This window comes from Caballeronia sp. ATUFL_F2_KS9A, from assembly GCF_023630765.1.
Lineage (GTDB): Bacteria > Pseudomonadota > Gammaproteobacteria > Burkholderiales > Burkholderiaceae > Caballeronia > Caballeronia zhejiangensis.
The window spans coordinates 598,195-619,163 of the sequence record NZ_JALQEK010000002.1; the positions used below are offsets into that span (position 1 = coordinate 598,195).

At 65.3% G+C, this 20,969-nt stretch carries 20 protein-coding genes; 9 read left to right on the forward strand and 11 right to left on the reverse strand.

The genetic code is table 11. The features are described from left to right. The first annotated feature begins 96 nt into the window (after positions 1-96). Positions 97-531 (forward strand): universal stress protein, encoded by a 435-nt coding sequence (locus NCS67_RS05095; RefSeq protein WP_008350148.1) that lies wholly within the window; start codon positions 97-99, stop codon positions 529-531. Positions 532-617: 86 nt separating this feature from the next. On the opposite strand, the gene aceA is transcribed toward NCS67_RS05095, so the two are convergent. From aceA to NCS67_RS05110, 3 genes are all read right to left on the reverse strand, one after another. Further along, on the reverse strand, positions 618-1,925 hold the full coding sequence (aceA, locus tag NCS67_RS05100; RefSeq protein ID WP_034472017.1) for an isocitrate lyase: 1,308 nt from the start codon (positions 1,923-1,925) through the stop codon (positions 618-620). A gap of 373 nt (positions 1,926-2,298) precedes the next feature. Then, positions 2,299-3,945: a DEAD/DEAH box helicase gene (locus NCS67_RS05105; protein WP_008350144.1), complete on the reverse strand. Its 1,647-nt coding sequence runs from the start codon at positions 3,943-3,945 to the stop codon at positions 2,299-2,301. Positions 3,946-4,419: 474 nt separating this feature from the next. Next, a complete protein-coding gene (locus tag NCS67_RS05110) occupies positions 4,420-4,689 on the reverse strand; it encodes an acyl-CoA-binding protein (RefSeq protein WP_008350142.1) in 270 nt (89 codons plus the stop codon). 178 nt (positions 4,690-4,867) lie between these two features. On the opposite strand from NCS67_RS05110, the gene tsaB reads away from it, so the two are divergent. From tsaB to NCS67_RS05130, 4 genes are read left to right on the forward strand one after another with little or no spacing between them, the layout of a single operon-like run. Beyond that, a complete protein-coding gene (tsaB, locus tag NCS67_RS05115) occupies positions 4,868-5,647 on the forward strand; it encodes a tRNA (adenosine(37)-N6)-threonylcarbamoyltransferase complex dimerization subunit type 1 TsaB (protein WP_244808014.1) in 780 nt (259 codons plus the stop codon). Beyond that, positions 5,644-6,138 carry a ribosomal protein S18-alanine N-acetyltransferase gene (gene rimI / locus NCS67_RS05120; RefSeq protein WP_008350138.1) on the forward strand — a complete coding sequence of 165 codons (495 nt, stop codon included), beginning with the start codon at positions 5,644-5,646 and terminating at the stop codon, positions 6,136-6,138. Before tsaB ends, rimI begins: the two co-directional genes overlap by 4 nt. Continuing rightward, entirely contained in the window at positions 6,125-7,018 is an 894-nt protein-coding gene (locus NCS67_RS05125; protein WP_250434551.1) for a uracil-DNA glycosylase, read from the forward strand. The genes rimI and NCS67_RS05125 overlap by 14 nt, the downstream gene beginning before the upstream one ends. Next, complete coding sequence (locus NCS67_RS05130; RefSeq protein WP_250434554.1) at positions 7,018-8,001, forward strand: DUF1853 family protein; 984 nt, start codon at positions 7,018-7,020, stop codon at positions 7,999-8,001. The genes NCS67_RS05125 and NCS67_RS05130 overlap by 1 nt, the downstream gene beginning before the upstream one ends. A gap of 11 nt (positions 8,002-8,012) precedes the next feature. Here NCS67_RS05130 and thiD read toward each other — a convergent pair whose 3' ends face one another. From thiD to lplT, 4 genes are read right to left on the reverse strand one after another with little or no spacing between them, the layout of a single operon-like run. Further along, on the reverse strand, positions 8,013-8,819 hold the full coding sequence (gene thiD, locus NCS67_RS05135) for a bifunctional hydroxymethylpyrimidine kinase/phosphomethylpyrimidine kinase (protein WP_350029127.1): 807 nt from the start codon (positions 8,817-8,819) through the stop codon (positions 8,013-8,015). 10 nt (positions 8,820-8,829) lie between these two features. Beyond that, positions 8,830-9,477 (reverse strand): thiamine phosphate synthase, encoded by a 648-nt coding sequence (gene thiE, locus NCS67_RS05140; protein WP_008350131.1) that lies wholly within the window; start codon positions 9,475-9,477, stop codon positions 8,830-8,832. A 1-nt stretch (position 9,478) separates the two neighbouring features. Further along, the gene (thiM, locus tag NCS67_RS05145; RefSeq protein ID WP_250434559.1) at positions 9,479-10,294 is read right to left on the reverse strand and encodes a hydroxyethylthiazole kinase; all 816 of its coding nucleotides are present in this window, start codon (positions 10,292-10,294) and stop codon (positions 9,479-9,481) included. Positions 10,295-10,307: 13 nt separating this feature from the next. Then, entirely contained in the window at positions 10,308-11,615 is a 1,308-nt protein-coding gene (gene lplT / locus NCS67_RS05150; protein ID WP_008350127.1) for a lysophospholipid transporter LplT, read from the reverse strand. Between the two features lie 281 nt (positions 11,616-11,896). Here lplT and alr point away from each other — a divergent pair, with 281 nt between their 5' ends. The 3 genes from alr to NCS67_RS05165 all read left to right on the forward strand — a co-directional run bounded on the left by alr (position 11,897) and on the right by NCS67_RS05165 (position 14,819). After that, entirely contained in the window at positions 11,897-12,967 is a 1,071-nt protein-coding gene (gene alr / locus NCS67_RS05155; protein ID WP_250434561.1) for an alanine racemase, read from the forward strand. Between the two features lie 40 nt (positions 12,968-13,007). After that, positions 13,008-14,393: a DNA repair protein RadA gene (gene radA / locus NCS67_RS05160; RefSeq protein WP_175979974.1), complete on the forward strand. Its 1,386-nt coding sequence runs from the start codon at positions 13,008-13,010 to the stop codon at positions 14,391-14,393. A 162-nt stretch (positions 14,394-14,555) separates the two neighbouring features. Then, a complete protein-coding gene (locus NCS67_RS05165) occupies positions 14,556-14,819 on the forward strand; it encodes a DUF2866 domain-containing protein (RefSeq protein WP_008350121.1) in 264 nt (87 codons plus the stop codon). On the opposite strand, the gene NCS67_RS05170 is transcribed toward NCS67_RS05165, so the two are convergent. Both NCS67_RS05170 and NCS67_RS05175 read right to left on the reverse strand, forming a co-directional pair. After that, the gene (locus NCS67_RS05170) at positions 14,816-15,838 is read right to left on the reverse strand and encodes a CaiB/BaiF CoA transferase family protein (protein ID WP_034471999.1); all 1,023 of its coding nucleotides are present in this window, start codon (positions 15,836-15,838) and stop codon (positions 14,816-14,818) included. The genes NCS67_RS05165 and NCS67_RS05170 overlap by 4 nt on opposite strands. Before the next feature lie 15 nt (positions 15,839-15,853). Continuing rightward, complete coding sequence (locus NCS67_RS05175; RefSeq protein ID WP_250434562.1) at positions 15,854-17,794, reverse strand: ATP-binding cassette domain-containing protein; 1,941 nt, start codon at positions 17,792-17,794, stop codon at positions 15,854-15,856. A gap of 155 nt (positions 17,795-17,949) precedes the next feature. On the opposite strand from NCS67_RS05175, the gene NCS67_RS05180 reads away from it, so the two are divergent. After that, positions 17,950-18,441 carry a glutathione peroxidase gene (locus NCS67_RS05180; RefSeq protein WP_250434565.1) on the forward strand — a complete coding sequence of 164 codons (492 nt, stop codon included), beginning with the start codon at positions 17,950-17,952 and terminating at the stop codon, positions 18,439-18,441. Positions 18,442-18,447: 6 nt separating this feature from the next. On the opposite strand, the gene cls is transcribed toward NCS67_RS05180, so the two are convergent. Further along, positions 18,448-19,938, reverse strand: coding sequence for a cardiolipin synthase (cls, locus tag NCS67_RS05185; RefSeq protein WP_033537247.1), 1,491 nt, complete (start codon positions 19,936-19,938; stop codon positions 18,448-18,450). A 129-nt stretch (positions 19,939-20,067) separates the two neighbouring features. Then, positions 20,068-20,952, reverse strand: a complete 885-nt coding sequence (gene prmB / locus NCS67_RS05190; RefSeq protein ID WP_008350110.1) for a 50S ribosomal protein L3 N(5)-glutamine methyltransferase — start codon at positions 20,950-20,952, stop codon at positions 20,068-20,070. Between the last annotated feature and the right edge of the window lie 17 nt (positions 20,953-20,969).

A 20,969-nucleotide genomic window follows, 5' to 3' on the forward strand; every position in this document is an offset into this window, starting at 1 on the left:
GCGTCGCATCGCCGCGCGGGTACATCGAAATTGCTCTGCGCCGGCGCCCGTTACTACAATGGAATCACGCACCATCAACTGACGGGGGAGGACGCCATGTTCAAACACATCCTCGTGCCGACCGACGGCTCGGAGCTATCGCAAAAGGCCATCGACGGCGCGATCGATCTTGCGCAATCCGTCGGTGCGCGCATCACGGCTTACGCGTGCCTGCCTCAGTATCCGTATTCGCCATTCGCCGATGTCGCCGTCGAGCCGCCCGACGATTTTCACGCCCGCGCCGAGAACGAAGCCCGCGAACATCTGCGCGCGGTCGAGCGCGCCGCGGAAAGCGCCGGCGTGCCCTGCACGAGCGTGACGAGCATCGATGCCGCGCCGTATATCGGCATCATCGAGGCGGCGGAGCAAAACGGTTGCGACGTGATCCTGATGGCGTCGCACGGACGGCGCGGTCTCGGCAGTCTGCTGATCGGCAGCGAAACGCAGCGCGTCCTGACGCATACGAAGATTCCGGTGATCGTGTATCGCTAGCGAGCGGCGTTCCCCGGCGCGTGGCTGCGCGCGCCGGGACCGCCGCTTCTTTCACCACTCTCCCTGATTCGCCTGCTGAAGCCGTATTACGCGACCTTCTTGTCGAAGAACTGCTCGTCTTCGGTCGAGCCGTGCAGAGCGGTCGTCGATGCTTCCTTCTCGACCGTCTGCGTGACCGCGTCGAAGTAGCCGGTGCCCACTTCGCGCTGGTGCTTGACGGCCGTGAAGCCCTTGTCGGCGGCGGCGAATTCGGCCTGCTGCAATTCGACGAACGCGCTCATCTGCGAACGGGCGTAGCCGTGCGCGAGGTTGAACATCGAATAGTTCAGCGCGTGGAAGCCCGCCAGCGTGATGAACTGGAACTTGTAGCCCATCGCGCCGAGTTCACGCTGAAACTTGGCGATGGTCGCGTCGTCCAGATTCTTCTTCCAGTTGAACGACGGCGAGCAGTTGTACGACAGCATCTTGCCGGGGAATGCCTTGTGGATCGCCTCGGCGAACTTCTTCGCGTATTCGAGATCCGGCTTGCCCGTTTCGCACCAGACGAGATCGGCGTAGGGCGCGTAGGCGAGGCCGCGCGAAACTGCCTGCGCGAGACCCGGCTTCGTGCGGAAGAAGCCTTCCACCGTGCGCTCGCCGGTGAGGAACGGCTTGTCGTTGTCGTCGATGTCGGACGTGACGAGATCGGCGGCTTCGGCGTCCGTGCGGGCGATGAGCACCGTCGGCACGCCGCACACGTCCGCGGCCAGCCGCGCGGCCGACAGTTTCGCCACATTCTCGCGCGTCGGCACGAGCACCTTGCCGCCCATGTGACCGCATTTCTTGACCGACGCCAGTTGGTCCTCGAAGTGCACGCCCGCGGCGCCGGCTTCGATCATCGCCTTCATGAGTTCAAACGCGTTCAGCACGCCGCCGAAACCCGCTTCGGCATCGGCGACGATCGGCGCGAAGTAATCGATATAGCCTTCATCGCCTGGATTCTTGCCTTCCGACCATTGAATCTGATCGGCGCGGGTGAGCGTGTTGTTGATGCGCTTCACGACGAGCGGCACCGAATTCGCCGGATACAGCGATTGGTCGGGATACATTTCACCCGCGACGTTGGCATCTCCCGCCACTTGCCAGCCCGACAGATAGATCGCCTTGAGGCCGGCCTTGACCTGCTGCATCGCCTGATTGCCGGTCAGCGCGCCGAGCGCGTTGACGAACGGCTCGTCGTTGATCGATGCCCACAGCCGTTCGGCGCCGCGTCGCGCGAGCGTGTGCTCCGGCTGCACCGAGCCGCGCAGACGCACGACGTCATCCGCCGAGTAGCCGCGCTTGATGCCCTTCCAGCGCGGATCGGTTTCCCATTGCTGCTGGAGTTGCTGGGCTTGTTGTTGACGTGAGGTCATGGCGAATCTCCCTGAGACTGGACTGATGTTCCTGAATCGCATGCGCGGCGCCGAATCGGCGTCTGCGTTTGCTCAACTCTTATATAAGAGTCTAGGCTAATGCGATTTTCCGAAACACCTCTCTGACAGAGATTTCGGGTTTATTTTTCCTTGTTAAAAATCAACGAGATACGATCGCAATATCGTATTGCGGAACGGCGTTTTCTATCTTGCAACCGCCGGTTTTGTGCCGCGCAGCACCGCTTTTGCGACGCAAAAGAGCATTGCGCATGGTGAAATATGGCGACGGGGCGAAAAAAAACCGATGCACGAGGCAACGGTTTTTCTTTTCGCAACGGGGAAGCGGTATCAGGAACCGCTTCCCGCAAGCAGCTTAGCTGCCGCGGCGCGGGGCGCGCGGGCCGTCGTTACGGCGTGCGCTGTAGCCGTCGCGCGAGCCGTAGCCGCCTTCGCGATTGCCACCGCGATAGCCGCCGTCGCTGTTGCCGCCACGGTAGCCGCCATCGCTGTTGCCGCCGCGATAACCGCCGCCATCGCGATAACCGCCTTCGCGAGAACCTGCATTCGACTTGTTGCCATAACCGCCGGCGTTGCCCGGACCGTAACCACGGCCACTGCTGCTGCCGCCGCCATTGCCACCGAAGCGACGGCCACCGCCGTTACCGCCCGGACGGCCACGGCCGCCGCCGAAACCACCCTTCGGCGGCGCCTTGCGCGGTTCGAAGCCTGCGACGACGTTCACCGGCAGCGGCGCGCGCACGAAACGCTCGATGCGCTTCAACGCGCCCATTTCGGCGTAGTGCACGAGGCTCACCGCCGTGCCGCTGCGGCCAGCACGGCCGGTACGGCCGATACGGTGCACGTAGTCTTCCGCGAACTTCGGCAGGTCATAGTTGAAGACGTGCGTGATACCCGGAATGTCGATGCCGCGCGCGGCGACGTCGGTCGCGACCAGCACGCGCACGCGGCGCTCGCGCAGCGCGCGGATCGTCCGGTTGCGCGCGCCTTGCGGCAGATCGCCGTGCAGCGCGGCGGACTCGAAGCCCGCGTCGGCGAGACGGTTGGCGATGAGATCCGCGTCGCTCTTCGTCGCCGTGAATACGATCGCCTGATCCAGGCCTTCGCCGCGCAGCAGATGATCGAGCAAGCGGTCCTTGTGATCGCGGTCATCGACGTAATGCACGGTCTGCGCGATGTTGCTCTTCGCTTCGAGCTTCTGGACGATCTCGATGCGCTCCGGATCCTTCAGCAGCCGGCCGGTCAGCGACGTGATCTTGCTATCGATGGTCGCCGAGAAGAGCAGCGTCTGACGCGAGGCGGGCGTCGCGTCGACGATCGTCTCGATGTCTTCGATGAAGCCCATGTCGAGCATGCGATCGGCTTCGTCGAGCACGAGCATGTTGAGTTCCGACAGGTCGATGCGGCCGCGTTCCAGATGGTCGATCAGGCGGCCCGGCGTCGCGACGAGAATCTCAGGGTTCTTCGCGAGGAGCATGAGCTGCTGGCCGTACGCGACACCGCCCAGAATGCTGACGGTGCGCAGGCGGCGCAGATGCTTGCCGTACGTGGTCGCGGCGGTGGAAACCTGCATCGCGAGTTCGCGCGTCGGCGTGAGCACGAGCAGCTTCGGGCGCGCGATCGGCTGCGGACGGCGGCCACGCGCTGCGTTCGGGTCGCGCGGCGCGCGCGGCTGTTGCGCTTCCAGCTTTTGCAGTTGCGCGAATTTTTCGATGGCGGGCAGCATGAACGCGGCCGTCTTGCCCGAACCGGTCGGGCTGGAGACGAGCAGATCGCGGCCGGCGAGCGCGGCGGGAATCGCGCGCTGCTGCACGGGCGTCGGGGATTCGTAGCCCGCAGCGGTCAGCGCGGACACGATATCGGCGGAAAGGCCGAGCGATTCGAAAGTGGGGCCGGCGGGCTTGTCGGCGGGTGCGTCGGTGGTCGGGGTATCGGCCGAGGGGGTGATGCCAATGTTTGCTGCGAGATTGTCCAACGGGCTAGCGGTGAAGCTCGAAGTCATGTCGATCCTTGAAACGAGGAATAAGGCGTCGGCGCCAATCGGCATACCCAGGTCGTTGGATTCAGCGAGCGAAGAAACAGCGAGCAAATCGAAAAACGTAGGCTACTCGCGCGAACGTGCGGCGAGTATCTTTGTTAGAAGCTGTATCGGATACGGCAGGCTCGATCGTTCCGAAGAGAACGACGGGCGCTGACGTCAGCCTGATGCATGACGGGCCGAGAAACGTGCTGCGCGCAAATGCGACGCAAAGGCCTGGCAGGAAGGGGACAGTTTCTAAACTGGATTGGAGCGAAACGCTACGAAGCGCCTTGCTGCGTGGGACTTGCCGGAAGGCTCGCCACCCGCAATCGAGCGCTGACCGCTAGTATATCGGAATTTGCTGCACTGCGCCACATTTTGACGCATCGCCGCGCCATCTTCGGGCATCGGACGGCGCGGCCGGTCCGCTGGAACTGGCCGACGCCGGCCGGAACTTCAGGCCGCCTCGCCCCGCTTGAGCGATTCGACGAGTTCGACGTAGCGTGCCTTGGCGTCGTCGGCGGGCGTGCCTTGCAGCGCGGCCCACGCTTCGTATTTGTATTTGCCGGCGATATCCGTGAAGCCCGGCTTTTCGCCTTGCACGTCGCCGATGCTCGCCTGCTTGAAAAGCGCATAAAGGCGCAACAGCGTGAGATTGCCGGGACGCTCGGGCAGTTGAGTCACGTCGGACTGCGCTTGGGCGAATTGCTGATCGATGTCGGTCATGCGTTCTCCGTTGTTATCGAGATGGACCGGACGATCTTAGCAAGCGAGACGCGCGAGCCCGGTCGAGGCTTTCCTCCAACCGAGGACGCCTTCCAGACGCCTTGCGGACGCGAATTGGGTCGACCGCGTATCGCCGATCACGCGAATCCGGCGCATGTCCCGCATTACAATACCGGCTATGACACGCACCGTTTTGCTCGCCCTCGACACCTCGACGGAATTTTGCTCCGTCGCGCTCCTGCTCGCCGACAGCGCTTTCGCCGCCACTCCGAACTCCGCCGCGCCTCAATACGTGAACGGCGACACGCGCGTGTGGTTTCGCCACGAGGCGACCGGCGCCGTGTCGAGCACGCGCCTTTTGCCGGCCGTGCGCGAGCTTTTCGCCGACGCCGGGCTCGCGCTCGCCGACTGCGCGGCGATCGCATTCGGCGCGGGCCCGGGCTCCTTCACCGGCTTGCGCACGGCGACAGGCGTGGCGCAAGGCCTGGCGTTCGGTTTGAACGTGCCGGTCGTGCCGGTGGGCACGCTGCTCGCCTGCGCGGAGCACGCGCGCCTGAACGATCCGTCGATCCCGGCGCGCGTGCTAGCGGCGCTGGACGCCCGCATGGATGAAGCGTACTGGGCCGATTTCGAATTCGATGCCGCCGCCGGCGACTGGCGCACGCTGCATCCGGCCGCGCTCGATGCGCCCGGCGCGCTGCCTCTGCCCGACGTGCCGTTCGCGCTCGCGGGCAACGCCGCGTCCGCATTCGGCGATCGTCTGCCGGCGCTCGCCGCCGCCGCGCGTGTCGATCGCGAGGCGCTGCCGCACGCGTTGCCGGTCGCGCTCATCGGGTTGCGGGACTGGCGGGCTGGGCGCGCGGTCGCACCCGAACACGCCGCGCCCGAATATGTGCGCGACAAGGTCGCCCAGACGACGGCCGAACGCATGCAGGCTCGCGAGGAGGCGCTTCGGTGAGCGGCGTGCTGCTGGCCGATCGGTATCTCACACCGATGACGGAAGCGGACCTCGACGAAGTCGCCGCGGTCGAAAAGCTCGCCTACGAGTTTCCGTGGAGCCGCGGCAATTTTCAGGATTCGCTGCGCAATGGCTATTTCGGCGTGTGTCTGCGCCATGTGACCGGCACGCTGATCGGCTATTGCGTGCTGATGCCCGTCGTCGACGAGATGCATCTGCTCAATCTGTGCGTCGCACCGTCTGCGCAGCGGGCGGGGGCGGGTCTGACGCTTCTGCGCGAAGCGGTCCGCATCACGCGCGCGGAGAAGCTCGAAGGCGTGCTGCTCGAAGTGCGGCCGTCCAATCCGCGCGCGATCCAGCTCTACGAGCGTTTCGGCTTCGCGGCCATCGGACGCCGCAAGAACTATTACCCCGCGCGGCATCGCTCGCGCGAGGACGCAATCGTCATGCGTCTGTCGTTTACGGAGGAGACTGCGCATGGCGCTCGATGAAATGCTGATCGAAGAGTTGGGAATCGGGCCGGTCTGGGTACGGCGTGGGCTTGCGCCCGCGCCGAAGGTCGAGGAAGAGCGCACGCCTGAAGCGATCGCCACGATGGCGGAAGCACCCGCGCCCGTCGTCGTCGACATGCGGCCGGAGCCGAAGCCGCTCCAGTCCGCACAGCCCGAATCCGACGCGCCGCCGCTCGACGCCTACGACGATCTCCCCTGGACCGACGAAACGCCGCTCCATGTCGAGCCCGCCACCGCGGAAGCCCCGAGCGACATCCACACGCTCGGCTGGGATGCGCTCGCCGAACGCGTCGCGACCTGCGAGCGCTGCCGTCTGTGCGAGCGCCGCACGAACACGGTCTTCGGCGTCGGCGATCGCGAAGCCGACTGGATGCTGATCGGCGAAGCGCCGGGCGAGAACGAGGACAAGCAAGGCGAGCCGTTCGTCGGCCAGGCGGGCAAGCTGCTCGACAACATGCTGCGCGCGCTCACGCTGTCGCGGCAGACGAACGTCTATATCGCGAATGTCATCAAGTGCCGGCCGCCCGGCAACCGCAATCCCGAGCTCGACGAAGTCGCGCGCTGCGAGCCGTATCTGCAACGGCAGGTCGAACTCGTGAAGCCGAAGGTCATCGTCGCGATGGGACGCTTCGCCGCGCAGAGTCTGCTGAAGAACGAGGCGAGCATCGCATCGATGCGCGGACGCGTGCACGAGTATCGTGGCGTGCCGGTGGTCGTCACGTATCACCCGGCTTATCTGCTGCGCAGCCTGCAGGACAAGTCGAAGGCGTGGGCCGATCTCTGCCTCGCGCGCAATACGTATCGCGAGGCGCTCGCCGCGCTCGGCGTCGAGCAAGGAGCAGAGAAGGGCGGCGTCTGATGACGGCCCGGGCGAGCGATCTCACGCGTCTCGTCGATCGTTTCGGCGACGTCACGGTTCGCGATCTCGCCTGGCTTCTGTTCGCTCCCGATCTGCTGCGCGAAGGCGACGCCGCGCTCGCGCATCCGTTCGCGTCGACAGCGGAGCGCGACGCGACGCTCGTGTGGCTGAAGGCGCTCGATGCCGCGCCGCAGCCGCTGCACGATCACGCGCGCGATCCGAAGTTCACGCGCCTCGGCATCTACGCCGAGAGCCTCATCCGCTTTTTTCTCGCGCACGGTCCGGCGGCGCGCCTCATCGCGGCGAACGTGCCGTTGCGGCAACAGCGGCGCACCATCGGCGAATGCGATTTCCTGCTCGAATCGGCGGATGGCGCGCGGCTGCACTGGGAGCTGGCGGTGAAGTTCTACCTGCATATCGACGATAGCGACGGCGATGCGGCGCGCGCGGCGCGTCTGTCGAACTACGTCGGGCCGAATCTGCAGGATCGCTTCGATATCAAGCACGAGCGGCTTCTCACGCATCAACTGGCGCTGACGCGGCGCGCCGAGTTCGCGTTGCTCGGCTTCGACGGTCCGTGGCAGGCGCAGTTGTTCATCAAAGGCCGGCTTTTCTATCACGGGCTCGGCGGCGACGAGGTCGTGCCCGCGCGCGAAATAGGGGAGCACCATCTGCGCGGATGGTGGCTGACGGCGTCGGAATGGCGCGACGCGCGCTCGAATGCGTCGGACGATGAGCGCGCGTGGGTCGTGCAGCCGCGCATGGCGTGGCTCGCGTCGCGGCGGCTCGATGCGGATTCCGCCGAAACGCTGATGGCGGAATCGGATGCGATTCGCGCGCGTCTCGAAGGCACGATCGCGCCGACGATGGTTGCCGCCTACGCGCGCGACGAAGCGGGAAATTTCGTGGAGGAATCGCGAGGCTTCATCGTGCCGGACGACTGGCCGGAGCGCGCGCGGGCGTTCGCCGCGTCGGCGGACTGATCACCGGCTGATCACCACCAGCGGAAAAAATGATGCACCGGACCGACGCCATGACCGACGTCGAGCCGCACGCTCGCTTCGATCGCGCCGGTCAGATAGCGCTTCGCCTCGGCGGTCGCGCTCGCAAGATCCTCGGTTTGCGCAATCAGCGCCGCGATCGCCGACGACAGCGTGCAGCCCGTGCCGTGCGTGTTCTTGAGCGGCACGCGCGCGCCGCCGAGCCTCAGTGCGCCCGCCGCCTCGATCAGCCAGTCGGGACTGTCGTTCGATGCAAGGTGGCCGCCTTTCATCAGCACGGCCCGCGCGCCGAGCGCGCGCAAGGCTTCGCCCTGACGGACCATCGCGTCTTCGTCGGCGGCGCTTTCGTCGCCTAACAGCGCCGCCGCTTCCGGCAGATTCGGCGTGACGAGCGTCGCGAGCGGCAGCAATTCGTCGCGCAACGCGGCAACGGCTTCCGGCGCGAGCAGCGCGTGATTGCTCTTCGAGATCATCACGGTGTCGAGCACAACATGTTTCGGCCGATGGCGCTTGAGCGCCTCGGCGACCGCGCGCACGATGCCCGCGTTCGCCAGCATGCCGATCTTCACGGCATCGATGCGGATGTCGTCGAACACGGCGTCGAGCTGCGCCGCGATGAACGCGGGCTCCGGCGCGTGAACGGCTGTCACGCCGCGCGTGTTTTGCGCGGTGAGCGCCGTGATGACGCTCGCGCCGTACGCGCCGAGCGCGGAGAACGCCTTCAGATCAGCCTGAATGCCCGCGCCGCCGCCCGAGTCGGAGCCGGCGATCGTGAGGACGTTCGGAATGGTTTTCGTGATTGCCATGAGCTTAGATGCGTGACTGTGCGATGGTCGCGGCAAGCGCCGAGGCCGCCGTGCGCGGATCGGCCGCCTTGCAGATCGCCGACACCACCGCGAGACCGGCCGGCTTCGCGCGCATGACGTCTGCGGCGTTATGCGCCTGAATGCCGCCGATCGCGACGGTCGGCACATGCGCGGCCGCGCAGATTTCAGCGAGACCCTCGATGCCGCAGGGCGTGGAGGCGTCGGTCTTGGTCGGCGTCGCGTACACCGGACCCGCGCCGAGATAATCGACGACGTCCGCGCGTTTCGCCGCGTCGGCGGTTTCATCGAGATTCGATACCGACAGGCCGATCAGCGCGTCCGGCCCGAGCAGTCGGCGCGCGACATCGGCGGGCAGATCGCGCTGGCCGATATGCACGCCATCCGCGCCGACAGCCAGCGCGACATCGACATGATCGTTGACGACGAACGGCACGCCGTGCGCGCGCGTGATCGGCAGCAGATCGCGCGCGAGTTCGAACCACGCGCGCTTGTGCCACTCGGGCGCGCGCAGTTGCACGATGGTCGCGCCGCCTTCGAGCGCGGCGCGCGCGACACGAACCGCCGCGTCATGACCGCCGCACTGCACGGGATCGAGCACGAGATAAAGCGAGAGATCGAACGAAGCGCGCATGTCAGCCGGCAACGATGTCGCGCTGCACGAGCGTCTTGCCGAACGCGGCTTCATCGAGCGATGCGAGCCGGTCCAGATACGCGACGGCGAAGCTGCCGGGCAGCGCGGCGTCGCGCGCGGCGAGTTCCCCCGCGATGGTCGAATAGGCGATGGCGGCGACGGTCGCGGACCAGAACGCGTCGCGATCCGGCGCCGCGCCGACGAACGCGGCCACCGTCGCGGACAACGCGCAGCCGACGCCCGTCACGCGCGTCATCAAGGGCGAGCCGTTCGACATCGCGATGACGCGGCGGCCATCGGTCACGTAATCGGTCTCGCCCGTGACCGCGACGACGGCCTGCGTCTTCAGCGCGAGCACCTGCGCGGCGTCGAGCGCGGCATCGGTGGCGGCGGTGCTGTCGACGCCGCGTCCGCTTGATGCGCCCCCCGACAAGCTGATGATCTCCGACGCGTTGCCGCGGATCACCGCAGGCTTCGCATCGAGCAGATCGAACGCAAATTCCGTGCGAAACGCGAGCGGCCCGACCGCGACCGGATCGAGCACCCACGGCGTGCCCGCGCTGTTGGCGGCCTCGACGGCGGCGCGGATCGCGCGGCTCTGCGGCACGTCGAGCGTGCCGAGATTGACCGACAGCGCATTGGCGACGGCCGCGAATTCGCCGACTTCCTCGCGCGCGACGACCATCGCGGGCGCGGCGCCGATCGCGAGCAGCACGTTCGCGGTGAAGTTGGTGACGACGAGATTCGTGAGGCAATGCACGAGCGGCGCGCGTTCGCGCACGCGGGTGACGAAGGAAAAGAGATCGGCGGCAAGCATGATGCGAAGAGGGTCAGTGCCGCGCTTCGCCGATCAGCGCGACCGAATCGAACGCGCGCTGATTGGCCTGATGCCGTCGCATCACGAAGTACATCATGAGACACACGAACGAGCCGAACAGCACGATGACGAACTGGATCGGCACGTCGAGCCACACGAGCACGGCGTAGAGGCACAGCATGACGAGCACCGACAGGTTCTCGTTGAAATTCTGCACGGCGATGGAATGCCCGGCGGAAAGCAGAACGTGCCCGCGATGCTGGAGCAGCGCGTTCATCGGCACGACGAAGAAGCCCGACAGTCCGCCGACGATCATCAGGAACACATATGCGATCAGCAGGTAGCCGGGGAAGTGCATCTTGCCGAAGTAGATGCCCCAGTGCGCGGGAAAGAGATGGCGCGTGTAGAAGGCCATCAGCATGACGGCGAGTCCCATGACGATGCCTACCGGCAGCACGCTGAGCGAGCGCTTGAGCGGCACGCGCGCGGCCGCGAGCACCGCGCCCGCCGCGACGCCGACCGCGATCACCGCCTGCAGGATCGCTGCCTGCGAGAGCGTCATGCCGAGCGACACTTCGGCCCATTTCAGCACGATGAACTGCAGCGTCGCGCCTGCGCCCCAGAAGAGCGTCGTGACGGCGAGCGAGATCTGGCCGAGCTTGTCGCGCCAGAGCACGAGAAAGCAGTCGGCGAAATCGGTGATGAGCTTGAGCGGCCGCGTCTCCTGCTTCGGATAGCGCGCGCCGGTGTCGGGAATGCGCAGATTGAAGATCGCGGCGATCACGTACATCAGCATGATGACGAGCATTGCGGCTTCGGCGGGCGTGTTGATGCGCGGAATGTGCAGCGACAGCAGATGACTGGCGATATGCGGACTGATGAGCGCGCCGCCCATGACCGTGCCGAGGATGATCGAGCCGACCGTCGTGCCTTCGATCCAGCCGTTCGCGGCGACGAGCCGATCGGCTGGCAGGAGCTCGGTCAGAATGCCGTATTTCGCGGGCGAATAGGCCGCCGCGCCGAACCCGACGATGCCATACGCGAGCAACGGATGCGCGCCGAAGAGCATCGTCACGCAGCCCACGACCTTGATCGAATTGGTCACGAACATGACGTGGCCCTTGGGCCGGGAATCCGCGAAAGCGCCGACGAAAGCCGCGAGAATCACATACGACAGGACGAAGAACAGCTTGAGCAGCGGCGTCATCCAGTTCGGGGCGTGAAGGTCTTTCAGCAGTGCAATGGCAGCGATCAGTAGAGCGTTATCGGCCAGCGATGAGAAAAACTGCGCGGCCATGATGGTGTAAAAACCTTTTTTCATCTGATCCGAAGCTTTCCTCACTGCGGGTGATCCGCCCCGGGCACCGGTCGTGCACTCGGGCTTATGCCTTTCGAAATGGGTTGTGTGCACGGCTTTATAACACGAAAATAGGCGCATTCTGACTAGCAGTAATCTCGATCGCGCCAGAAATGACGCGCCTGTGTTCGTGATTCCTCATAACATACTGATTCGCAAGGCGTCCCGGTCGGCGCAGCAGGACGCGTCCCGCTCGCGTATGCTGGCCTTTTAGACCGCACTCGTTGCAATTCCACCAAACGCTCATGCCGCGCCCCCTTTCAGCAACAATTCACACCGCCGCGCTCGCCAACAACCTGGCCGTTGCACGCAAGTACGCCCCGAAATCCAAGATCTGGGCCGTCGTCAAGGCCAATGCATATGGCCACGGTCTCGCCCGGGCGTTCCCCGGTTTGCGCGCAACGGACGGCTTTGGCCTTCTCGACCTCGAAGAAGCCGCGAAGTTGCGTGAATTGGGGTGGGCCGGGCCAATTCTTTTGCTCGAGGGCTTTTTCCGGCCGACCGACATCGACGTGATCGACCGCTATAGCCTCACCACGGCCGTGCACTGCGACGAGCAGTTGCGGATGCTGGAAATGGCGCGGCTGTCGAAACCGGTCAACATTCAGTTGAAGATGAACAGCGGCATGAACCGGCTCGGCTATACGCCCGAGAAGTTCCGCGCCGCGTGGGAGCGCGCGCGCGCCGTGCAGGGCGTCGGCCAGATCACGCTCATGACCCATTTTTCCGATGCCGATGGCCCGCGCGGCATCGCGCATCAACTGGAAGCGTTCGAACGCGGCGCGGAAGGCATCGCGGGCGCGCGCAGTCTCGCAAACTCGGCGGCGCTCTTGTGGCACCCGGGCGCGCACTTCGACTGGGTGCGGCCCGGCATCATGCTGTACGGCGCATCGCCGTCGGGCGTGACCGCGGATATCGCCGATACCGGCCTCAAGCCCGCGATGACGCTCCAGTCCGAGCTGATCGCCGTGCAGACGGTCGACGCGGGGAGCAGCATCGGTTATGGCTCGACGTATACAGCGGGAACGCCGATGCGCATCGGCGTGGTCGCGTGCGGCTACGCGGACGGCTATCCGCGCGTGGCGCCCGAAGGCACGCCCGTGATCGTCGACGGCGTGAGAACGCGGCTCGTCGGCCGCGTGTCGATGGACATGCTGACCGTCGATCTGACGCCGTGCCCGAACGCCGGCATCGGTTCGCGCGTGGAACTGTGGGGCGCGAATCTGCCGATCGACGATGTCGCGAGCTCGGCCGGCACGATCGGCTACGAACTCATGTGCGCGATCGCGCAACGCGTGCCGGTGCGCGCGGAATAACAACACGAAATCAACAACAAGAAATCAGGCAAGGCTTCGAGTGGCAAAAGTAGCGAAGGCAAAAACGCTGTATGTGTGCAGCGAATGCGGCGGGGAATCGCCGAAGTGGACCGGCCAGTGCGCCGCATGCAACGCGTGGAACACGCTGACCGAATCGGTGGCGCAGACGGCGTCGAACCATCGCTTCCAGGCGCTCGCGAAGAGTTCGCCGGTGCGCAAGCTCGCGGAAATCGAGGCGTCGGACGTGCCGCGCTTCACGACGGGCGTCGGCGAATTCGATCGCGTGCTGGGCGGCGGGCTCGTGCCGGGCGGCGTCGTGCTGATCGGCGGCGATCCGGGCATCGGCAAATCGACATTGCTACTGCAATCGCTCGCCGAAATCGCGCGCGAGCGGCCGGCGCTCTACGTGAGCGGTGAGGAATCCGGCGCGCAGATCGCGCTGCGCGCGCAGCGGCTCGGACTGATCGGCGGCGCGAGCGCCGCGGGCGATCTCGCGCTGCTCGCGGAAATTCAGCTCGAAAAGATCCAGGCGACCATCGATGAGCAACGGCCTGAAGTCGCCGTCATCGACTCGATTCAGACGATCTACTCGGAAGCGCTGACGTCCGCGCCCGGCTCCGTCGCGCAAGTGCGCGAGTGCGCGGCGCAACTCACGCGCATCGCGAAGCAGACGGGCACGTCGATCATCATGGTCGGCCACGTGACAAAAGAGGGCAGCCTCGCGGGACCGCGCGTGCTGGAGCACATCGTCGATACCGTGCTGTATTTCGAAGGCGACACGCACTCGTCGTTCAGGCTCGTGCGCGCGTTCAAGAATCGCTTCGGCGCCGTCAACGAGCTCGGCGTCTTCGCCATGACGGAAAAGGGCTTGCGCGGCGTCGCCAATCCGTCGGCGCTATTTTTGTCGCAGCACGAGCAGAGCGTCGCGGGTTCGTGCGTGCTCGTGACGCAGGAAGGTTCGCGGCCGCTGCTCGTCGAAGTGCAGGCGCTCGTCGATACCGCGCACGTGCCCAATCCGCGCCGGCTCGCGGTCGGGCTGGAACAAAACCGGCTGGCGCTGTTGCTGGCGGTGCTGCATCGGCACGCGGGAATTGCGTGTTTCGATCAGGACGTGTTCCTGAACGCGGTCGGCGGCGTGAAGATCACCGAGCCCGCCGCCGATCTCGCCGTGCTGCTCGCGATCCACTCGTCGATGCGCAACAAGCCGCTGCCGAAGGGTCTCATTACGTTCGGTGAGGTGGGCTTGGCGGGTGAAATCCGGCCGTCTCCGCGCGGGCAGGATCGCCTGAAGGAAGCGGCGAAGCTAGGCTTTTCCGTCGCGCTGATTCCGAAGGCGAACGCGCCCAAGCAGGCCATCGACGGTCTGAAGGTGATCGCCGTGGACCGCATCGAGGAAGCGATCGACCGCGTTCGCGACCTCGAATGATTTCGCGATCGGACCCTTCGTAACGGCGTGTAAAAATCCCGTTGCGCAATGTAACCCAACGGACGCGCGGTTTTCCTATCCTTACAGGGCTACGGACCCGGCCAACTTCGCCAAGGGCATTTCAACACGCGAAGTGACCGGAAGGATCGAGAGGACCACGCATTGAAACACGCTAATTCAGCCCGGCCGAAGCCCGCTTTCCACCTGCGCGGATGCCGCGTCTCCGCGCCGCTTCAGCAGCCTTGGGGCAGCGGCTGCCGGATCGTCGAATGGATCGACGAGCAAGGCCAGATCTCGCGTCGCGTCGTCGCGGCCGATGTCACCGAGGATCAAGTCGTCGCGACCATTCGCGAGCATGTGACGGGCCGCAAGCATGTGCTCGTCGACGACGAACGTCAGCCGCGTCAGGTCTTGCCGCGGCGTTAGGCGCTTCTGAAAAGCGGGTGTGCCGCCGCTTCGGCAGGCGTCAGCACGGGCGCGACGCAGCAATCGAGCGGCTCCAGCAACGTCATCCATTCGTCGCGCGTGCGTTCGCGGAAAATCGCGGCAAGCTGCGCGGACAAGTCTGCCGCGTCCGCACCGCCGATCGCCTGTCCGAGGCTCCAGTGCCGCGTCGCCCAATCGGGACGGCCGAGCGCTTCGCACAAGGTCTGCCAGAACTTCAGCTCCAGCGCGCCGACCGCGACGAAACGGTCATCGCGCGTGCGATACACGTCATAGCAGGGCGCGCCGCCGTTCAGCAGGCCAGCGCCCGCGCGCGTCGTGGCTTCGTCGGCATTGGCGAGCGCGATATGCGCCATCACGTTGTGCGCGTGCGCCGCGTGCGTCATCGACACATTCAGGCAACGTCCTTCGCCGCCGCGCGCGACGTGCCACGCCGCCGCCAGTATTTCCATGACCGCCGAAAGCGCGCCGCCGAGCAGATCCGCCAACTGGAAATTCGGCGCGATGGGGGTGCCGTCGCGCGCCGCGAGCTGATCCAGCACGCCCGCATACGCGATGTAGTTCAGATCGTGTCCGGCCTTCTGCGCGAACGGTCCCTCGCTGCCGAAACCGGTGATCGCGCAATAGACGAGCTTCGGATTTGCCTCGCGCAGCACGTCGTAGCCGACGCCCAGCCGCGCCATCACCGAAGGTCGAAAGCTCTCGACGAGCACGTCTGCATCGCGCGCAAGTTCGATCAATTTCGCGCGGCCTTCGTCCGTTTTGAGATCGAGCGTGAGCTGCCGCTTTCCGCGATTGACGATGCGATAAAACGCGCTCGGCGTGCCGCTTTGCCGATCGGCTTCGCTTTGCAGCATCGTGCGCGTGTAGTCGCCTTCGCCCGGCGGCTCGATCTTGAGCACATCGGCGCCGAGTTCCGCGAGCCGTAGCGTGGCGATGGGGCCGGGTAGAAGCCGCGTCAGATCCAGCACGCGCAGGCCGGTGAGGGAAGGCGTCGTCAAGTTGTCGATCTCCGGTTATGAGCCGATCTGCTCCAGTTCCTCGTGCGCTTCGAGCCACTCCATTTCGAGCGTTTCGAGGCGCGCATTCACTTCGCCCTGGCGTCGGATCGTCTCAGTGAGTTTCGCTTTCATCGGCGCTTCGTAGCTCGCCGGATCGGCGACGAACGCATCGAGTGCCGATTTTTCCGCGTTGAGCTTTTCCATCTCTTTCTCGATCTTGGCGATGCGCGACTTGAGCGGCTTCGTCAGATGCGCAAGCTTTTGCCGTTCCTGAGCTTCCTGCCGGCGCTGTTCCTTGCGATTAAGCGCGCTGTCGGACGCCTCGCCCGAGGCCGCGGCGCTCGCTTCCTTCGCCGCCGCGCGCGTTTCGGCGGCGTGCTGCAGAAGCCAGTCGCGGTAGTCGTCGAGATCGCCGTCGAACGGACTCAGGCGATGCTTCGCGACGAGCATGAACGTGTCGGTCGTCGCGCGCAGCAAGTGCCGGTCGTGCGACACGAGTATGAGCGTGCCTTCGAACTGCGCGAGCGCCATGGTCAGCGCGTGGCGCGTTTCGAGGTCGAGGTGGTTGGTCGGCTCGTCGAGCAGCAGCAGATTCGGCTTTTGCCAGATGATGAGCGCCAGCGCGAGCCGCGCCTTCTCGCCGCCGGAAAAGGGCGCGATCTTCGCGGTCGCCATGTCGCCGGAGAAGTTGAAGCTGCCGAGAAAGTCGCGCAGTTCCTGCTCGCGCGTGTCGGGTGCGAGGCGCGCGAGATGCTGGAGCGGGGAATCGTCCGGGCGCAGCGTTTCCAGTTGATGCTGCGCGAAATAGCCGATCTGCAAGCCTTTGCCCTGCCGGACGTCGCCGGAAAGCGGTTCGAGCGTCTGCGCGAGCGTCTTGATGAGCGTCGATTTCCCCTGACCGTTCGCGCCGAGCAAGCCGATGCGCTGGCCGTTCTGGATCGACAGCGTCACGCCTTCGACGATTGGAATCTCGCCGCCCGCGTCGTTGAGATAGCCGCAACGCACGCTCTCCATGACCATCATCGGATTCGGCGCGGCGTCGGGCTCGCGGAATTCGAACGTGAAGGGCGAGGTTGCGTGCGCGGGCGCGATCAGCTCCATCTTCTCCAGCGCCTTCACGCGGCTTTGCGCCTGCTTGGCTTTGGTCGCCTTGGCCTTGAATCGGTCGATGAAACTCTGCAGATGCGCGACTGTCCTTTGCTGCTTCTCGTACGCGCTTTGTTGCAGCGCGATCTGCTGCGCGCGCAGCACTTCGAACTGGCTGTAGTTGCCGCCGTAGCGCTTCACCTGACGATTTTCCAGATGCAGCGTGACGTTGCAGACCGAATCGAGGAACTCACGGTCGTGCGAGATCACGACGAGCGTGCCCGCATAGCGCCCGAGCCAGTCTTCCAGCCAGACGATGGCGTCGAGGTCCAGGTGGTTGGTCGGTTCGTCGAGCAGCAGCAGATCGGACGGACACATCAGCGCCTGCGCGAGATTCAGGCGCATGCGCCAGCCGCCCGAGAAGCTCGACACCGGCTCGCGCGTCTGCTCGAGCGTGAAGCCGAGACCGAGCAGCAGCGTTTCGGCGCGCGCGGGCGCCGTGTAGCCGTCGGCATCGGCGAAGGCGGCGTGGGCTTCCGCTTCGGCCGCGCCGTCATGCGCGGCGGACGCGGCCACGATGCGCGCCTCGATCGCACGCAGATGCGTGTCGCCGTCGAGCGTGTAGTCGAGTGCGCTGCGATCCACGGCGGGCGTTTCCTGCGCGACGTGCGCGATGCGCCACGACGGCGGCATCGAGAAATCGCCGCCGTCCGCGTGCAATTCGCCGCGCAGCACGGAAAAGAGCGTCGACTTGCCCGCGCCGTTTGCGCCGACGAGACCGGCCTTCTCGCCCGGATTGAGCGTGAAGCTCGTGTCTTCGAAAAGCGGCTTGGTGCCGCGGGAGAGGCTGAACTGGTTGAAGCGGATCACGTCGGAATGGCGGCGAAAAGGGCGCGGCTTTGAGGGAAAGCGCTATTTTAGACCGGACCGATTGCGCGGCAGGGGTCGGCCGTTCGGCTAATGGCGGGCGAACGCGCGACGGGTTAGCATCGCGTGACTTTCATCGAATTTTTCCGGAGCACGCCATGAGCACAGCCAGCGAAGGCATCTACGGCTTCTCGGCCGAAACACTCGACGGCGCGACCGTCAGCCTCGACAAGTACCGCGGCAAGGTTCTGCTCATCGTGAATACGGCGAGCGAATGCGGATTCACACCGCAGTACAAGGGTTTGCAGGAGGTTTATCAACAGTACGCGGCGCGCGGTTTCGAGGTGCTCGGCTTTCCGTGCAACCAGTTCGGCAAGCAGGAACCGGGCGATGCCGGGCAAATCGGCGCTTTCTGCGAGCAAAACTACGGCGTCACGTTTCCGATGTTCGCGAAGATCGAGGTGAACGGCTCCAACGCGCATCCGCTCTACAAGTATCTGAAGGACAAGGAACCGGGCCTGCTCGGCATCGAAGCGATCAAGTGGAATTTCACGAAGTTTCTCGTCGATCGCAGTGGCAAGGTCATCAAGCGCTATGCGCCGCAGACCAAGCCGGAATCGATCACCGACGACATCGAAAAGCTGCTCTGACGCCGCTCAGAGAATCGGCGAGAAAAGCCGCGCGACGTGCATCGCCATGCGCCGCCAGAAGGCCTTGCCGCGATAGTCATTGGCGTCGATCTCGAACGAATGCGCGAAGTCGGCGAGCAGCATGGTTTCCACTTCGCTCGCGAACGCGCGATCGACGGTCAGCACCGTGATCTCGAAGTTCAGGCGAAACGAGCGATTGTCGAGATTCGCGCTGCCGATCGACGCGGCGATGCCGTCGACGAGCACGACCTTCTGATGCAGAAATCCCGGCTTGTAGCGGAAGATGCGAACGCCCGCCTGCACGAGGTCGTACGCATAAAGCCGCGACGCCGCGAACACCACGCGATGATCGCGCCGGCTCGGAATCAGGATGCGTACGTCGACGCCACGCATCACGGCGAGCCGCAGCGCCGAGAACACGGCTTCGTCGGGAATCAGATAGGGCGATGTGATCCAGATGCGCTCGCGCGCCGCGTTGATCGCCTCGACAAAGAAAAGCGAACAGGTTTCCTGTTTGTCCGCCGGGCCGCTCGACAGCACCATGCAGTGCATGTTCTCGCCGGAATGCGGCGCGGGGCCGAGTTCCGGCAGGCGTTGCGTCGCCCAGTACCAGTCTTCGGTGAACACGAACTGAATGCTCGCGACCGCCGGGCCGCGCACTTCGATATGCGTGTCGCGCCACGGCGAAAGCCGCGGATTGCCGCCGAGATATTCGACGCCCACGTTGTGCCCGCCGACGAACGCGCATTTGCCGTCCACCACGACGATCTTCCGATGATTGCGGAAGTTGATCTGGAAACGGTGCACGAACTTGCGGGTGGCCGCGAACGGATGCGCCTCGACGCCGCCCGCCCGCAGCGCATTGACGTAGCGATGCGGCAGGTCGAAGCTGCCGATGCTGTCATAGAGGAAGTACACGCGCACGCCGGCCTGAGCTTTCTTGATGAGCGCGTCCTTGAGCATTTCGCCGAGCGCATCGGCGCGCACGATGAAGAATTGCACGACCACATAGCGTTCGGCGCCGGCGATCGCTTCGAGAATCGCGGCGAACGTCGCGTCGCCGTTGATGAGCACGCGGGCCGAGTTGCCGCGCAAGAACGGCATGCCGGACAGGCGCTGCAGCGTGCGGATCGTCGGATTGCCGAGATAAGCGGCAGGCCCCGGCGCGATTTCGCCGCGCGCGCCGGTGGAATCGACGAGCGGAGCGGCTTCGGGCGCATCGCTGCGGGCGCCGGAATCCCATTCGGCAGGCTTCGAACGGCTGCGCAGGATCTCGATTTCCAGCCGCCGTTCGTCGATATAGCCGGCGAACTTGCTGCGGCCGAGGAAGAGATACGGGATCAGCGTGAAGTAGGGCATCGCGACGAGCGACACGGCCCACGCGACCGCGCCTTGCGACGTGCGTGTGTTGATGACGGCATGGATCGCGGCGATCACGCCGAGCACATGCGCGGCCATCACCAGCGTGCCGAGGTGAAGCCAGTCGGATGCTTGCATAGACGCGGGAAGGAGCTAAGGGCTTGGCTAATGGCGATTTGCCATATTACCCAACCCTTCCACGCGAAGTGTCAGCGATCGTTGCAGCGCTTGCGCCGCCGCAACGACCGCTCACGGAGAAGCGGACGCTCAGGCCGGAAGGTCGGCGGCCTGGATGAGGAACACGTTGTCGTCGCCGGCGCTCGTCGAGAGCCAGACGAGATCGAGGCCGCCGAGCGCGGCTTCGACATTCGGGCGCTCATTGCCGATCTCGACGACGAGCACGCCGTCCTCGGTCAGCCACTTGCCCGCGTCGCGCACGATGCGCCGTACCACGTCCATGCCGTCCGCGCCGCCCGCGAGCGCGAGCTCGGGTTCGTGGCGGTACTCTGCCGGCAGCGCCTGCATCGCGTCCGCGTTGACGTACGGCGGATTCGTGATGATGACCTCGTAGCGCGCCTCGGGAAGCGGCGCGTACAGGTCGCCTTCGTAGAGGCTCACGCGCTCTTCCAGACCGTAATCGTCGACGTTGCGGCGCGCGACCGCGAGCGCATCGGCGGAAATGTCGACGGCGTCGACATCGGCGTTTTCGAAGGCCTGCGCCGCGAGAATCGCGAGGCAGCCCGAGCCGGTGCACAGTTCGAGCACGCGCGTGACCTGATCCGGATCGGCCACATACGGCTGCAAGCCGTCCTGCAGCAACTCGCCGATGAACGAGCGCGGCACGATCACGCGTTCATCGACGTAAAAGCGGCGGCCGTGCATCCACGCTTCCTGCGTGATGTACGCGGCGGGAATGCGTTCCTTCGCGCGGCGCTCGATGACTTTCATGACCGCGTCGATCTCGTGGTCGAGCAGGCGCGCGTCGAGGAACGGATCGAGCGTGTCGAGCGGCAGATGCAGCGTATGCAGGATCAGATACGCGGCTTCGTCGTAGGCATTGGACGAGCCGTGGCCGAAGGACAAGCCCGCTTCGGTGAAACGCGAGACGCCGAAGCGCAGCAGGTCGCGCACGGTGGTGAAGGGCAGCGCCATCGAAGGCTCCTTTTTAT

Bases quoted from the DNA above. Each gene is read 5' to 3' on its own strand.
- tsaB (WP_244808014.1), top strand. From the start codon at position 4,868: ATGACACGCACCGTTTTGCTCGCCCTCGACACCTCGACGGAATTTTGC.
- thiM (WP_250434559.1), bottom strand. From the start codon at position 10,294: ATGCTTGCCGCCGATCTCTTTTCCTTCGTCACCCGCGTGCGCGAACGC.
- lplT (WP_008350127.1), bottom strand. From the start codon at position 11,615: ATGAAAAAAGGTTTTTACACCATCATGGCCGCGCAGTTTTTCTCATCG.
- cls (WP_033537247.1), bottom strand. From the start codon at position 19,938: ATGCAAGCATCCGACTGGCTTCACCTCGGCACGCTGGTGATGGCCGCG.
- NCS67_RS05105 (WP_008350144.1), bottom strand. From the start codon at position 3,945: ATGACTTCGAGCTTCACCGCTAGCCCGTTGGACAATCTCGCAGCAAAC.
- alr (WP_250434561.1), top strand. From the start codon at position 11,897: ATGCCGCGCCCCCTTTCAGCAACAATTCACACCGCCGCGCTCGCCAAC.
- NCS67_RS05095 (WP_008350148.1), top strand. From the start codon at position 97: ATGTTCAAACACATCCTCGTGCCGACCGACGGCTCGGAGCTATCGCAA.
- thiE (WP_008350131.1), bottom strand. From the start codon at position 9,477: ATGCGCGCTTCGTTCGATCTCTCGCTTTATCTCGTGCTCGATCCCGTG.
- NCS67_RS05180 (WP_250434565.1), top strand. From the start codon at position 17,950: ATGAGCACAGCCAGCGAAGGCATCTACGGCTTCTCGGCCGAAACACTC.
- NCS67_RS05125 (WP_250434551.1), top strand. From the start codon at position 6,125: ATGGCGCTCGATGAAATGCTGATCGAAGAGTTGGGAATCGGGCCGGTC.
- prmB (WP_008350110.1), bottom strand. From the start codon at position 20,952: ATGGCGCTGCCCTTCACCACCGTGCGCGACCTGCTGCGCTTCGGCGTC.
- aceA (WP_034472017.1), bottom strand. From the start codon at position 1,925: ATGACCTCACGTCAACAACAAGCCCAGCAACTCCAGCAGCAATGGGAA.
- NCS67_RS05110 (WP_008350142.1), bottom strand. From the start codon at position 4,689: ATGACCGACATCGATCAGCAATTCGCCCAAGCGCAGTCCGACGTGACT.
- NCS67_RS05130 (WP_250434554.1), top strand. From the start codon at position 7,018: ATGACGGCCCGGGCGAGCGATCTCACGCGTCTCGTCGATCGTTTCGGC.